The sequence below is a fragment of the Sphingomonas sp. P4_D12 genome, assembly GCF_056401895.1.
Window position 1 is genome coordinate 40,001 of record NZ_JBFUIL010000001.1, and the last position, 13,913, is coordinate 53,913.

The 13,913-nt window shown below is 65.8% G+C and carries 14 protein-coding genes (1 of these 14 cut by a window edge); 7 read left to right on the plus strand and 7 right to left on the minus strand.

The features are described 5' to 3' along the window. From AC1DSD_RS00215 to AC1DSD_RS00230, 4 genes are all read right to left on the minus strand, one after another. Nucleotides 1-171: the start of a hypothetical protein gene (locus AC1DSD_RS00215; protein WP_478027606.1), read on the minus strand. The gene continues 207 nt to the left of window position 1, outside the view; the window shows 171 of its 378 coding nt (coding positions 1-171); it begins with the start codon at nt 169-171; its stop codon lies off the left edge, out of view. Nucleotides 172-304: 133 nt separating this feature from the next. Beyond that, nucleotides 305-1,381 (minus strand): acyltransferase family protein, encoded by a 1,077-nt coding sequence (locus AC1DSD_RS00220; RefSeq protein ID WP_478027607.1) that lies wholly within the window; start codon nt 1,379-1,381, stop codon nt 305-307. 88 nt (nt 1,382-1,469) lie between these two features. Continuing rightward, nucleotides 1,470-2,540: a glycosyltransferase family 2 protein gene (locus AC1DSD_RS00225; protein ID WP_478027608.1), complete on the minus strand. Its 1,071-nt coding sequence runs from the start codon at nt 2,538-2,540 to the stop codon at nt 1,470-1,472. After that, nucleotides 2,537-5,005 carry a DegT/DnrJ/EryC1/StrS family aminotransferase gene (locus AC1DSD_RS00230; protein ID WP_478027609.1) on the minus strand — a complete coding sequence of 823 codons (2,469 nt, stop codon included), beginning with the start codon at nt 5,003-5,005 and terminating at the stop codon, nt 2,537-2,539. The genes AC1DSD_RS00225 and AC1DSD_RS00230 overlap by 4 nt, the downstream gene beginning before the upstream one ends. Nucleotides 5,006-5,105: 100 nt before the next feature. On the opposite strand from AC1DSD_RS00230, the gene AC1DSD_RS00235 reads away from it, so the two are divergent. The 7 genes from AC1DSD_RS00235 to AC1DSD_RS00265 all read left to right on the plus strand — a co-directional run bounded on the left by AC1DSD_RS00235 (nt 5,106) and on the right by AC1DSD_RS00265 (nt 11,385). After that, nucleotides 5,106-5,573 (plus strand): (2Fe-2S)-binding protein, encoded by a 468-nt coding sequence (locus AC1DSD_RS00235; protein WP_478027610.1) that lies wholly within the window; start codon nt 5,106-5,108, stop codon nt 5,571-5,573. Continuing rightward, nucleotides 5,570-7,723, plus strand: a complete 2,154-nt coding sequence (locus tag AC1DSD_RS00240; RefSeq protein ID WP_478027611.1) for a xanthine dehydrogenase family protein molybdopterin-binding subunit — start codon at nt 5,570-5,572, stop codon at nt 7,721-7,723. Before AC1DSD_RS00235 ends, AC1DSD_RS00240 begins: the two co-directional genes overlap by 4 nt. Further along, nucleotides 7,720-8,340: an Isoquinoline 1-oxidoreductase subunit gene (locus tag AC1DSD_RS00245; protein ID WP_478027612.1), complete on the plus strand. Its 621-nt coding sequence runs from the start codon at nt 7,720-7,722 to the stop codon at nt 8,338-8,340. The genes AC1DSD_RS00240 and AC1DSD_RS00245 overlap by 4 nt, the downstream gene beginning before the upstream one ends. 177 nt (nt 8,341-8,517) lie before the next feature. Then, a complete protein-coding gene (locus AC1DSD_RS00250; RefSeq protein WP_478027613.1) occupies nt 8,518-8,865 on the plus strand; it encodes a poly(R)-hydroxyalkanoic acid synthase subunit PhaE in 348 nt (115 codons plus the stop codon). A gap of 98 nt (nt 8,866-8,963) precedes the next feature. Next, nucleotides 8,964-10,034 (plus strand): PHA/PHB synthase family protein, encoded by a 1,071-nt coding sequence (locus AC1DSD_RS00255; RefSeq protein ID WP_478027614.1) that lies wholly within the window; start codon nt 8,964-8,966, stop codon nt 10,032-10,034. Then, on the plus strand, nt 10,031-10,564 hold the full coding sequence (locus AC1DSD_RS00260; RefSeq protein WP_478027615.1) for an N-acetyltransferase family protein: 534 nt from the start codon (nt 10,031-10,033) through the stop codon (nt 10,562-10,564). Before AC1DSD_RS00255 ends, AC1DSD_RS00260 begins: the two co-directional genes overlap by 4 nt. A 35-nt stretch (nt 10,565-10,599) precedes the next feature. Next, nucleotides 10,600-11,385, plus strand: a complete 786-nt coding sequence (locus AC1DSD_RS00265; protein ID WP_478027616.1) for an esterase/lipase family protein — start codon at nt 10,600-10,602, stop codon at nt 11,383-11,385. A 25-nt stretch (nt 11,386-11,410) separates the two neighbouring features. Here AC1DSD_RS00265 and AC1DSD_RS00270 read toward each other — a convergent pair whose 3' ends face one another. From AC1DSD_RS00270 to AC1DSD_RS00280, 3 genes are read right to left on the minus strand one after another with little or no spacing between them, the layout of a single operon-like run. After that, nucleotides 11,411-11,806: an endonuclease domain-containing protein gene (locus tag AC1DSD_RS00270; protein ID WP_478027617.1), complete on the minus strand. Its 396-nt coding sequence runs from the start codon at nt 11,804-11,806 to the stop codon at nt 11,411-11,413. Nucleotides 11,807-11,860: 54 nt separating this feature from the next. Next, the gene (locus tag AC1DSD_RS00275) at nt 11,861-12,325 is read right to left on the minus strand and encodes a phasin family protein (protein WP_478027618.1); all 465 of its coding nucleotides are present in this window, start codon (nt 12,323-12,325) and stop codon (nt 11,861-11,863) included. Then, nucleotides 12,325-13,878 (minus strand): WS/DGAT/MGAT family O-acyltransferase, encoded by a 1,554-nt coding sequence (locus AC1DSD_RS00280; protein ID WP_478027619.1) that lies wholly within the window; start codon nt 13,876-13,878, stop codon nt 12,325-12,327. The genes AC1DSD_RS00275 and AC1DSD_RS00280 overlap by 1 nt, the downstream gene beginning before the upstream one ends. Nucleotides 13,879-13,913 lie beyond the last annotated feature (35 nt).

Consider the following 13,913-nt stretch of genomic DNA (forward strand, 5'->3'; position numbering starts at 1 on the left):
TCCGCCGATGCGGAACGTCTTCACCTGTCCCTTCGATAGAACGTAGCCTTGTTTGCCCGCGATCTTGAACAAGGGAGTGCCATCGTCGAACCGGTAGCATCCATCTGGCACATCTGCGGGCAGCACGCCGCAGCCGGCGACACAAAGCGTCAGCGGCAGGATGATGGCCAAGTCCATAGCTCTCAAACATCGACCCCTTTTATCCAAGATTGGCATCGGGGCGCGATGTGCGCAACCAGCGGGTGCGCCGTTTGATCATGGTGCAGCCAACGCCGCGCATAGAAAGCCTGCTCGGATGCCGACGTCACACCGGATGCGTCGCGATCTCTTCGCCGGTCGACGGCTTCAACGCGGCCCGCTTCCGGATCCATTCCCGCGCCGGCTCCTCGTAAAGCAGAAACAACGCGACCGATCCTGCGATCAGGATCGGATATTGCAGCGCGACCATCGCCTTGGACGATCCGAGCAGCGCCAGTACCGCGAAATGGACCGGCTGGTGCATCAGGTACAAAGCGTAGCTCGCGGCACCGAGCAGGACCAACCAGCGGGCGCTCAAGGCGCGGGCGAAGCGGGACTGCTGGTCGCCGGCGATCGCCATGATCAACAGCGCCGACATCGCGGTCGCGAACGCCGCGATCCGCGGCGATGTCGCGAGAGCCAGACCCACGACCAGCAGCAAGGCGATCGGCCAGGCGGGTATCCGCATCCTATGACCCCTGAGGTGCAGTTCCGCGACGAACACACCGATCAGGAATTCGGGCAGGCGGAGCAATGGCACCGGCGTCCACTTCATCCAGGCGAACAACGCGAACTGATTGTCGATCAGCGCCGAACTGCCGGTGATCGCGGCGAACGCGAGCAAGGCGGCGATCAGCAGCAATAGCGATCCGCTCCCCAGCCTCTCGGCCAGGCGCGAGAGGAGCGGGAAGCAGAGATAGAAGAAGAATTCGACCGACAGCGTCCAGGTCGGCATGTTCCAGTCGTTCCAGCCGAGCGCGCCATTGGGGATCCACCAGTGGATCAGCAGGAACTGCGGCACATCCGCCCAGCCCTTGAGCGTCGCGAACGGCAGCATCGCCAGCACCGCGAGCACATATACCGGATAGAGCCGCGCAAAACGTGCGATCCCGAACCGTTTGATCTGGTTCGATGTCGCGATCCTGCCGCGATAGGTCAGGTGCAGGATGAATCCCGACAGCACGAAGAAGAAGGTCACGCCAAGATAGCCGTTCAACAGCAATGTCTTGAGCGGCGTGGCGATGTGCGGGCTGGCGGCGGCGAAGGCTGCGCCCGAATGATAAAGGACGACCGCGAACGCGGCGAAGAAGCGGATGCTGGTAAGCGGCCCGATCAGATCGGCGCCACCGGTGCGGTTCGACACATTGCCCCCTTCTCAGTCCGACGAGACATCGCGCGCGGCGCGGCCGATGGCAAGCGATATGGCGCCGGCGTTTGGCCGAGCTGGTGCCTTACGCGGCGCGGCCTTTCCCGACAGCCGTTCGCGCACCGCCGATCAGCCGCGAGCCGACCAGTTCCTCCATGCTCGAATAGCCCAGGCCGAGATGGTCGGGCCGCACCGCCATGGCCGCCATCAGCCCGATCGTGCCGGCCTTGAGCCCGGTGCGGACCACGCGACCCCAGCGCAGCGCCGATTCCCAGCGGATCATCCTCAAACTGTCCGCATCGACCTCGCGCGTGGCGATGAAATGCGCCTGCAGCGCGCCGATCGTGTGGCCTAGCCGCTCGAATGTGGCGCGGTCGTAGACGGGCACGGCGCGCATCAAATGCTCGATGATCAGCTTGGCGCCAACCTCCGCATCGTCGAACCCTTCGGCCGCATAGCTGTCCGCGAGCACCCGCATCGCGTTGGTGCTCATCGTCTCGGCATAGAGTTGCGACGCGCCGCCGCCATGCTTGCGATAGAGCAGCAGCGGATCGTCGATCCGGGCGATCCCTCCCTGACGCGCCATCCGGTGATAGAGGTCGAAATCCTCGGCATAGAGATAATCGGGCCGGGTGAACTCGTCATTCGGCGAAACGCGGTCACGGCGCAGCATGACGGTCGACCAGACCAGCGGATTCTCGATCCATAACAGCCATTCGACCAACCGCGGCGTCGTGACCGGCGACTTGATGCTCGACGTAACCGCGCCGTTCTCGAGAATCGCAGCGCTCGCCGCGACCAAGGCGATGTCGGAATGTGCGTCGAGAAAGGCGACCTGGCGTGCGAACCGGCCGGGCAGGCAGATATCGTCCTGGTCGAGCCCGGCGATATAGCGCCCGCGCGCCTCGGCGAAAGCGCGGTTGCGGCTGCGCACCGGCCCGGCATTCCGCTCCGCCGCGATCACGCGGAGGCGAGGGTCGGGACAGGCACGCAGCACCGCGAGAGTGTCATCGGTCGAGCAATCGTCGACCACGATCACTTCGAAATCGGCGAAGCTCTGCGCCCACAGGCTGTCGAGCGTCTCCCCGATCAGCGTCGCGCCGTTATAGGCGGCCATCACCACGCTGACGGTCGGGGCGGCGTGCGGGCCGCTCATGCCACCGCCCTTTGGCGCTCGCCCAGCACCTGATCGACGATCATCTGGCCGACATCGTTCTGCCATTGCCACAGGCCATTGGCCTGACCGCGGAAGCTCGCCTCGCCGCCCATCCGACCCCACGGCACGAACCCTGCCGCGAGCCCGATGCCGAAAGCGCCCGGGATCGGCTGGTCGTAGGCGTCGAGGATGCGGCAATAGCGGTCGACCATCGGCCGCCCGGCATGCGCCGCCAGCGCAACCGGCGTTCCGTCGGTGTCGAGCAGGGACAAAGCGCGCGGGCGATAGCCCAAGGCGGCGATCACCAGATCGGCAGTCTCGACGATCGTTCGCGCCTCGACGTCATCGTCCACGATGCGATGCTTCGCCACGCGGGGATCCGGCACGCGGCCGTCGACCTGCAGCATGCGCAGCACGAGTTCGCGGGCTTCCAGCCGAAAGCCACCCAGGCGATAGACGAATCCCGAGACCGGGCAGATGTCGTCGGGGCCGAAATCGGTGAAATTGTCCGCCCGCGCCGCGGCTTCGCTATGGTAGAACGGCCGCAGCGGCCGGCGATGGAGCAGGGTGATGCCGCCGGCGCCGAAGGCGATCCCGGGACGGCTGCGCAACAGCAAGGCGACGCTGGCGAGCGCGCTGGTCGAGCCGCCGATAACCGCCACTTTCGGATTGCGTTTGCTGCGCAGCAAATCGGCCGCGCGATCGAGCCCGCCCAAAGCGAGCAATTCGTCGGACTGGATCAGACGGCCGTCGGCAAGGCGGTGCAACGGCACGCCCGCGATCTCGCGCGCCACCAGCTCGTCGAGCGGTTGGTGCCCGCCGGTCGCGATCACGATGTTATGCGATCGCCGCTCGCTCTCGCTGCCGTCGGCCAGCCGCCGCAGCCGCGTCGTCCAGCCGCCTTGCGGCGAGCGCCGCGCTTCGACCACTTCGTGCCCGGTGGCGACATTGCCGCCATTGGCCGCGACGATCGCGCCGAGCCGGTCGCCGGTGACGCGCAGCAATGGGCCGGCATCGCTCAACGGCACACCAAGCGCGTCGACGAACCTGGCGACCTGCCGGGCTGCCGGATGGTCGATCAGCGCGGCGATCTCCGGGTGCGGATTATTCCTGACCGCCGACAAAAAGGTCTCCGCGGTCGAATCCGATGAAATCGCATATTGCCCCAGCCGCCCGCCGCCGAGCGCATCGTCGCGTTCGACGACGGTCAGGCCCGCCCGCGCGAGCGCAACCAGCCGATCCTGTTTCGACGCGGCGGTGAGGAGCGCGGTCCCGGCCGGACCACCACCGACGATCAGCATCGCGTCGGCGTCGCGCGCGTTCGCAGGCATGCCCTGGGCGCGGATCGCGGCATTGACCCGCGCCGCGATGTGGTGCGCGTCGGCCGCAGTCATGCGATCGGAAATGGGGAGCGAGACAATGCGATCGGCGACACGGTCGGCGGCCGGGGTCGAACCGACAACGGCATGATCGCGGATCCACGGCTGCTGGCCGAGATGAGGGCTGAAATAGGTGCCGCAGCCGATGCCGTCCGCGGCCAGCGCGGCGACGAAACGGTCGCGATCGATCTGGTCTGGGAGCAAAGCCGGCATGAATTGCAGAGCTCGGCGCGCCCCCTCGACCGCTTGCAACGTCATGCCGTCGAGCGTTTGACGATAGCTTGCTTCGATCTCCGCGCGGCGTGCGGCCACATCGTCCAATTGGGCGAGCTTCAGCCGCGCCATCGCCGCGACCAATTCGGACATTTTGGCGTTGATTCCCGGCATCGCCGCCGAGCGGCTGCCGGCGAAACCGAAATTCGCCATCGCGCGCAGTTCGTCGATCAGGGTCGGGTCGCCGCAATGGATCAACCCGCCCTCGGCGACCGCGAACGTCTTGGTGGCGTGCAGCGAATAGACGATTGGAAAGGGCGCGCCCGCGCCGAATCCCTGGCCGTCGGTATCGATCGTGCCGAGTGAGGCGGCGGCATCGACGACCACGCCAACCTGGTGCCGCCGCATCATCCAGGCATAGCGGTCGAGGTCGATCGCATTGCCGAAGGTCGCATAGGGCACCACGACCGCGATCTGCCCGGCATGCTTCTGAAGCAGGCGCTCCTCGGCGGCGGCGCACATCGACCAGTCGTCGGGGTCGATATCGGCGAGCAGCGGGGTCAGCCCGCTCCATTCGGCGGCTTGCGCGGTCGCGGCGAAGGTGAAGGCGGGCATCAGCGCGAGCTTGCCCGTACCGCGCTCGCGCCCCATCGCCTGACGGATTGCGAGCATCAGCCCCAAAGTCGCGTTGGCCACGCCGAGGCACGCGCCCTGGCCGCCGAACAAGCGATCGGTCGCTTCCGCCTCGAAGGCGCGAAGTTCCGGCCCGTTGTTCGAATAAATGCCCGATTGCTCGACGCGCGTCAGCACGTCGAGATGCTCGCTGAGACGCGGCGGATTGGGATCGACCAGCGGGTAGCGGAGTTGAACCATCGCCGTCCGGCTTAGCGGCGTGGGCCTAAAAACAGGTTACGCTTGGCGGCGGACAGTTGCGTGGCTAACCTTCTCAAGAGAACACCACGGAGACGCTGGCATGGCGGTCGAATTCCTCCTCAACGGCAAGCACATGTCATTCGACGGCGATCCAGACACGCCGTTGCTCTGGGTGATCCGCGATCATGCCGGGCTGACCGGCACCAAATATGGCTGCGGCATCGCGCAATGCGGCGCCTGCACCGTCCATCTCGACGGCAAGAACCGGCGGTCGTGCGTGACGCCGATCGACACGGTCGCCGGCAAAGCCGTGACGACGATCGAGGGCGTTTCGGGCCCGATCGCCGAAGCGGTGCAGAAGGCCTGGGTCGCGATCGACGTGCCGCAATGCGGCTTCTGCCAATCGGGCCAGGTGATGAGCGCGATCGGGCTGCTCGCGCAGAAGCCAAAGCCAACCGATGCCGATATCGACGCGGGGATGGCGGGTAATATCTGCCGCTGCGCGACCTATGTCCGTATCCGCCAGGCGATCAAAGATGCGGCCGCCGGCACGAAGGTGTCGGCATGACCGCCGTCGCGACCGACCGCCGCCAGTTCCTCGCCGGGTCCGGCCTGGTGCTCGGCCTGGTGCTGCCGATGCGCGGCGCGAAAGCAATGGCTCCCGCCGGGCCGATCTTCGCGCCCAACGCCTTCGTTCGGGTTCTGCCCGACAACACGGTCAGCGTGGCGATCAAGCATGTCGAGTTCGGCCAGGGGCCGGCGACCGGCCTGACGACGATCGTCGCCGACGAGATGGATGCCGATTGGACCCAGATGCGCGTCGAGTTTGCGCCGGCCAACGACCCGCTCTACAAGAATCTCGCCTTCGGCACGATGGGCACCGGCGGCTCGACCGCGATGGCCAATAGCTGGATGCAGATGCGCAATGCCGGCGCCGCGGCGCGCGCGATGCTGGTTGCGGCTGCCGCCAAGACCTGGAACGTGCCCGCGAGTGAGATCAAGGTAGCCAAGGGCGTCGTCAGCCATGGCGCTAGGAAAGCGAGCTTCGGCGATCTCGCCGCGACCGCCGCGACGATGCCGGTCCCCGACAAGCCGGTGCTCAAGACGCCCGAACAATGGACCCTGATCGGCACCGACGTTCCCAAGATCGACAGCCTGATCAAATCGACCGGCGCGGCGCAATTCACGATGGACATCAAGCGCCCGAACATGGTCGTGTCGGTGATCCAGCATCCGCCTGCGTTCGGCGGCAAGGTCAAGTCGGTCGACGACAAGGCGGCGCTGGCGGTGCCCGGAGTGGTCGCGGTCAAGGCGATCCCGCAAGGTGTGGTCGTCTATGCCAAGGAAACCTATGCGGCGATGAAGGGCCGCAACGCGCTCACGGTCGACTGGGATCTTAGCCAAGCCGAGACGCGGTCGACCGAGGCGATGCTGCGCGATTATATGGCGCAGGCGGCGAATCCCGGCACGCAATGCGAAGCCAATGGCGACGCGGCCAAGGCGCTTGCGGGCGCCGCCAAGACGATCGAGGCGACCTATGTCTTCCCGTTCCTGGCGCACGCGCCGATGGAGCCGATGGACGCGGTGATCGAGCCCAAAGCGGGCGGCGCCGATTTCTGGTGCGGCAGCCAGTTCCAGGTCGGCGATACCGCTGCGGTGGCGGGCGTGCTCGGCGTGCCGTTCACCGGCATGACGCTCCACGAGCAATATGCCGGCGGCAGCTTCGGCCGTCGCGCTACCCCTGACATGGGCCATGCGGTCGAATCCGCCCAAGCGGTCAAGGCGCTTGGCGGCACCCAGGCGGTCAAGCATATGTGGACCCGCGAGAACGACATCACTGGCGGCCGCTATCGCCCGCTGATGGTCCACAAGCTGCGTGGTGGGATCGACGCCAAGGGCGCGATCGTCGCGCTCGACGCGATCACCACCGGCCAGTCGTTCATGATTGGCACGCCGTTCTTCGACGCCAAGGAGCCGTTCGACGACGCGATGGTCGAGGGACTGACCAAGTCGGCTTATGGCTTCCCCAATTACCGCGTCGGCGTGAACGTGATGAAGAACGGCGTGCCGACCTTGTGGTGGCGCTCGGTCGGCAACACCCACACCGCCTACGTTATGGAGACCTTCCTCGACCGGCTGATCGAGCTCGGCAAACAGGACCCCATCCAGGCGCGACTTGCGCTGATGAAGGAGGAGCGCGCCAAGGCCGTGCTCAAACGCGTCGCCGAGCTTGCCGGCGGGCTGACCGCCAAATCGGGCCGCGCCCGCGGCGTCGCCTTCCACAAGAGTTTCGGGTCGTATGTCGCGCAGATCGCCGAGGTGTCGGTCGGGGCCGACGGCCTGCCCAAGGTGCACAAGATCTGGGCGGCGATCGATTGCGGCGTGCCGATCAATCCCAACGTCATGCGCGCGCAAGTCGAAGGCGGGATCGGCTATGGCCTGGGTCACGCGCTCTATGCAGAGATCACCTTGGGCGAGGGCGGGGTAGTGCAGCAGTCGAACTTCGACACCTATCGATCCTTGCGGATCGGCGAGATGCCCGATGTCGAGGTCGCGATCATCAAGTCGACCGAGAGCCCGACCGGGATCGGCGAGCCCGGCTTGCCGCCCGCCGCGCCGGCGGTGGCCAATGCCTGGCGGCGGCTGACCGGCAAGGTGGTCGAACGATTGCCCTTCGCGCACCCTTCCAATCTCGCGACGCTGGGAGGAAAAGCATGATCTCGCTCCCGCGCTTCGGCGTTATCGCCCTGATCGCTTCGATCATCATCCTGCCGCTGTCGATCGCTCGCGGTGGCGAGGCGTCGGGGCTCAAGCCCGCCAGCGCCTTTGCCGGCATCGCCGATCGCAATGCGCGCTCGGCGGCGATCTTCACCGAAATGGGCAAGGTGCTGATGTCGCCGCGCTGCCTCAATTGCCATCCGCGCACCGACAGCCCGACCCAGGGCGATGCGATGCTGCTCCATTCGCCGCCGGTGACGCGCGGGCCGGATGGGTTCGGCGCGCCGGGGATGGAATGCGCGACCTGCCACGGTCCGCGCAACGCCGCCTTCGGCAATGGCGGTGGATCGGTGCCGGGCAATCCCAAATGGCATTTGGCACCGCGCAGCATGGCCTGGCAGGGACTGACGCTCGGCCAGATCTGCGCGGTGATCAAGGATACGAAGAAGAATGGCGGGCTCAGCCTCGAGCAATTGATCGACCATAATGGCAAGGATGAGCTGGTCGGCTGGGGCTGGAAACCGGGACCGGGCCGTATCCCCGCGCCGGGGACGCAGGCCGAGTTTGGAGAATTGACGAAAGCCTGGGTGGAAAGCGGGGCTGCCTGTCCGAAGTGAGCTATTCCCCTCCCTTCCAGGGAGGGGTTAGGGGTGGGTGCGACCGAAGGGAGCTCGCTCCGCTCGCCACCCACCCCCGACCCCTCCCTTCCAGGGAGGGGAGTTCGCAGCGCCGCACCTCAACCCGCAGCAAAATGCTCGCTTGACGTAATCGGCACCGAGACTCAGGATGCTCCCATGACAAGCACCGATCCAGCCGCGTTCTTTCGCGAGATGCTGGGCGAATGGGAGAAGATGGCCAACAAGGTCGGGGGCGACTTCGCCCGATCCGACGAATTCACCCGTGCGATGCACGGTGCCACCGCCGCGACGATGAGCACGCAGGAAGCGATCAGCGCGATGATGACCCGCGCGCTCGCCGCCGCCAATATGCCGAGCCGGACCGAGATCGAGGATCTGTCGGCGCGCCTGGGGCGGATCGAGGACCAGCTTGGTCGGATCGAGGCGGCGCTGGGTGGCAAGCCCGACCGGCCCGCGCGGCCCAAGCCGAGCCGGACGCGCAAGCCACCGGAGAAGAAGGGCTGAGCCTGTTATTCCCCAATATTCCTGTGAAAGCAGGAAACCAGGGTCACGAGCGGATCGCGTGGGGCTCTGAACTTCTGCTTTCGCAGGAGTGCGGCTAGGTGGCCACCGCGGCCTTCGACGTCCTCGACGGCGCCGCCCGCGAGTTCGAACGTGCGATGCAGCGCAATCTCAAAGGGCTCGAATATTTCCAGACGAGCGGTCCGATTCTCGGCGCGACGCCCAAGGACGTGTTGATCGAGCGCGGCACGATGCGGCTTTATCATTATCATCCGCGCACCGACGACGTGTACCGCGTGCCGCTGCTGCTGGTCATGGCGACGACCAATCGCGGCTACATCTTTGACATGGTGCCCGGCCAGAGCCTGGTCGGATATCTGCTCGATGCCGGGTTCGACGTCTTCATGCTCGACTGGGACGCGCCGCGCGCCGACGAGCGCTCTCTCAGCCTCGAAAGCTATGTGCTCGATTTCCTTCCCGCCGCGGTCGCGCGCGTGAAGGAGGAGAGCGGCGAGGACGACGTCACCGTCGTTGCCTATTGCTTCGGCGGCGTGTTGTCGCTGCTCTGGGCCGCCCTCCATCCCGATGACGGGCTGGCCAATCTCGTCACCTTCACCACGCCGGTCGATTTCTCCAGGATGGAGATGTTCCAGAGCTGGGCCGATCGCCGCTTCTTCGACGTCGATCGTCTGGTCGACACGTTCGGCAATTGCCCGGGTGATTATCTGTACACCGCCTTCGACATGCTGCGCCCCGGCCAGCGCGCGGCGGGCAATATCCGGCTCTACGACAATCTGTGGAACGACGATTTTGTGAAGTCGTATCGCATGTTCGATCGCTGGTCGGCGGATACCTTGCCGCTAGCGGGCGAATATTTCCGCCAGACGACCAAGAAACTGATGTGGGACAACGAGTTGATCGAGGGTGCGCTCGAGGTCGGCGGCCGCCGGGTCGACCTCGGTAATATCAATGTGCCGTTCCTCCACGTCGCCGCCGAGCACGACCATATCGTGCCGACCGCCGCCTCGGCACCGTTGGTCGGGATGGTTGGCTCCAAGGACAAGAACGAGATCATGCTCAAGGGCGGGCATGTCAGCCTGGTCGCCGGCGGCAATGCGATCAAGCGGCTGTGGCCCAATCTGGTGGAGTGGCTTGGAGTGCGATCGATATGAGCCATGCCATCCGCCGTTTCCGTTCCGACGATGCCGAAGCGATGGTCGGCTTTGCCCGGTCGTTGCCCGAACACGATCTGCTGTTCCTCAGCCGCGACGTGCGCGAACCACGTGTGGTCGCAGCCTGGCTCAAGGCGATCGAGGATGGCGAGATCGACAGCCTGATCGCCGAGGATGGCGGACAAATCGTCGCCACCGCCGCTTTGGTCCGCGATCCGCTGAGCTGGAGCGCGCATGTCGGCGAAGTACGGTTGCTGGTCGCGCCCGGTCGGCGCGGCGCGGGGCTCGGCAGCGACCTGCTCCAGGGCGTCTTCATGATCGCCAAGGATCGCGGCCTGACCAAATTGGTCGCGCGGATGACGATCGATCAGACGGGGTCGATCGCCTTGTTCGAAGGCGTCGGATTTCGCGCCGAAGCGATGCTCAAGGATCAGGTGCGCGGCGCGGATGGTCGCAGCCACGACGTCGCGATCCTGAGCTACGACGCCGCGCGGGTGGCGGCGCTTCATGCCGCGACAGGGATCGAATGATGGGGACGGCGCGTAGACGCCGGGTTGGAGACACTATGCCGCAGACCGATATCCAGACCAAACCACCCTCGGCGTTGCTCGCGCTGACCGAGTTGCCGCGCGCGCTGGCCGAGCTCGGCGCGCTGCCCTGGGCCGCGCCGCTGCTCGCCACGGCGCCGCGCGGCGACGGACATCCGGTGATGGTTCTGCCCGGCTTCGTCACCAGCGATCGCTCGACCTCCGTGTTGCGCGCGTTCCTCAAGGGCCTGGGCTATGACGCGCATGCCTGGGAACTCGGCCGCAATCTGGGGCCCAAGGCGATCGGGCATCAGGGCGAGAAGCTGATCGCGCGCATCCTCGCGGTCCACGAAGCGACCGGCAAGAAAGTCAGCCTCGTCGGGTGGAGCCTGGGCGGGGTGATGGCACGGCTGGTCGCCAAGCGGATTCCGCATGCGGTGCGCCAGGTCATCACGCTCGGTTCGCCATTCTCGGGCAGCCCCAAGGCGTCGAATGTCTGGCGTGCCTATGAGATGATGACCGGGCAGAAGATCGATGATGCGCATACCAAGTCGCAATTGAACGAGGTCTCGGCCCCGCCGCCGGTCCCTTCGACCGCGATCTATTCGCGCGCCGACGGCGTGGTCGCGTGGCAGAATTGCTGCGAGGAAGTCGGCCCGACCAGCGACAATATCGAGGTCTATGGCAGCCATTGCGGCCTCGGGATCAACGCCAGCGTGCTCTACGCGGTGGCGGATCGCCTGGCGCAGGCGGAGGATGACTGGCATCCATTCGAGCGAACGGGGCTCAGGGCGCTGGTGTATCCGTCGGCGGGGCACGCCTGACAGTAAGAAGAACAGCCCCTCCCCTTCAGGGGAGGGGTTGGGGTGGGGGAGTGTCTCTTCCTAGCCAGCGCCTAGGCAATGAACTCGCCGTATCGAGAAGCTGCCAAGCGACGCCGTCGATGTTCGAAATAACATCGGTATTTCCGAACCGTATGACCGTAAATCCCAGAGCCTTCAGCCGCGCATCGCGCGAAGCGTCGCTTCGATCGTCGTGGGTATCACCGTCGACTTCGACGGACAGACCAATCGAAGGGCAGAAGAAGTCGACAATCGCTTGAGCTTCAAACACGACGTGCTGTCGGCGAAATTTGAAACCGTTGAGCTGCCCGTTGGAGAGAGATCGCCAAAGCCGCTTTTCCGGCTCGGTCGGATTGCGGCGCATTTCGTGAGCGCGCCTTAGAAGTTCGGCTTCGGTGGCCATCGACTCCCCCACCCCAACCCCTCCCCTGAAGGGGAGGGGCTTTACATCGCAACGCTATTTCTTCCCTTCTCCCACGGCATCGCGCCCGAACCGCAGGATCAGTTCGCCAATCTCTCGCGCATGCGCCAGCGCGCGGGCGCCCTGTTGCTTGAGATAGTCGCCCTGAATCTTGGCGACTTCCGCCGGGTTCTTCGCGCTCGCCGCCGCGCGCATCGCAGCGAAGGCCTGGTGCGTATTCTCCTCGGCATGCTCGATCATCTTCATGCTGACCGCCGAGCCCTGCTTGGCGATCTTCTCGCCCGATGCCTTGATCTTTTCGCCCGATTTCTTGAGGGTCTCGCGCGCACCCTCGACACGATCGGCGGCGGCCTTTGCGCTGCCCGCAACCTTGTCGGTGGCGTCCTTTGCGGCTCTCGCCGCGCGGTCGGTTGCCTTCTTGGTCGCCGCGGCGGCCTTGTCCGTCGCGTCCTTGGCGCGTTTGGCGCCCTTGTCGATCGCGTCCTTGACCTTCTTCGCCATCATTTCGCTCCTTTGGCACGAGGTGCCCGCTTGGCGGCGGGTTTAGCAGGAATTTTGGGTTTAGCGGCCGCGCGCAGCTTCGCCGCGGCGCGAGGTTTTGGCGCAGGCTTGTTCTCGTTGGCGGGCTTGGTGGCCGGTTGCGTCGCCGCGGCCTTCAGCGCCTCGAACGACTCCCGCAGCGCCTGGGCGTAATTGTCCGGATCGGGCAGCATGTCGCGGTCGGCGGTGAACGACACCGCGATCGTGTCGCCATAGGAATAGACCGGATTGATCAGCCCCATCGAGTCGAACACCGGCGCGGTGCCGTACATCGCCAGCATCTTCGCGCCGGAGAAGTAGAGCGGCACGCGCGGGCCGGGGATGTTGGTCACCACGCAATTGAACGCCGGCGCGTGCATGTTCGCTGCACCCACCCGCGTGTAGAGCCGCGCCCCGAGCCCGGCGAGCCCTGACGGGATCAGCTTCGAATAATCGGCCAAGGTCCGCGCGCCGACCGCATTGGTCATCGCCTTCGAATTGACCGCCTCGCCATGGACGAAGCGCAGCCGCTCGAGCGGATCGGCGATCTGGGTGCCGAGCCCGACCACCATCGCCGAGACGAGATTGCCGAGCGCGGCCTTCTCGCCTTCCTGCCGCACCGAAATCGGCGCCATCGCGGTCAGCGTTTCCTTGGGCAATTCGCCCTTGTCGAGCAGATAGGCGCGCAGTGCGCCGCCGACGACGGTCAGGATGACGTCGTTAACCGTGGCGTTCGGCACCACGTCCTTGACCGCGCGTACCTCGGCCAGCTTGAACGGCACCGCGCCCCACACGCGATGCGCGCCGACCTTGCCGTTGAACCGCGTATTGGGCGCGGGACGTGTGTTCTTGAGGCTGACATCGCCCTTGCCCGCCTGGACCGCGAGCTTGGCCATGCCGGGCAGCGAGCGGCCGATCGTCTCGGCGATGCGCATCGGCTGGAGCAGATTGTTGAAATAGCTGCGGGTCAGCAGATCGGCGACGCGCGGCATGTTCTCGGGCTGCCATGTGTCGGGCTTGTCGGGTTCGGCCATCAACGGATCGAGATCGTGGACGGCGGCCGACATCTCGACTCCCGACATGCCGTCGATCGCGGCGTGATGGACCTTGGAGACGAGCGCGAAGCACCCCGGTGGCAGACCGGGGATGTTGTCCAGCCCCTCGACCACGGTGAATTCCCACAAGGGCTTCGACAGATCCAGCGGGCGCGCGTGCAGCCGCGCGACCTGGATGCAGAGCTGGCGCCAGTCGCCGGGCTTGGGCAAAGCGATGTGGCGGACATGGAATTCGAGGTCGAACTCGGGATCCTCGATCCAATAGGGATGGTCGACGTCGAACGGCACGCGGACCAGCCGCTGGCGGAAACTGCGCGCGCCCTGGAGCCGGCTGGCAATGAAGCGGAGGATGTCCTTGAACCGCACGAACCCGCCGGGCGAGGTCGATGGATCGTAGATGCCGACCGATCCGATATGCATCGGCGTGTGCGGAGTTTCGAGATAGACGAACGACGCATCCTGCGCGCTCAATTGCTGCATCAGGCTCTCTCCCCATGCGCCGGCGCAGGCCGGTC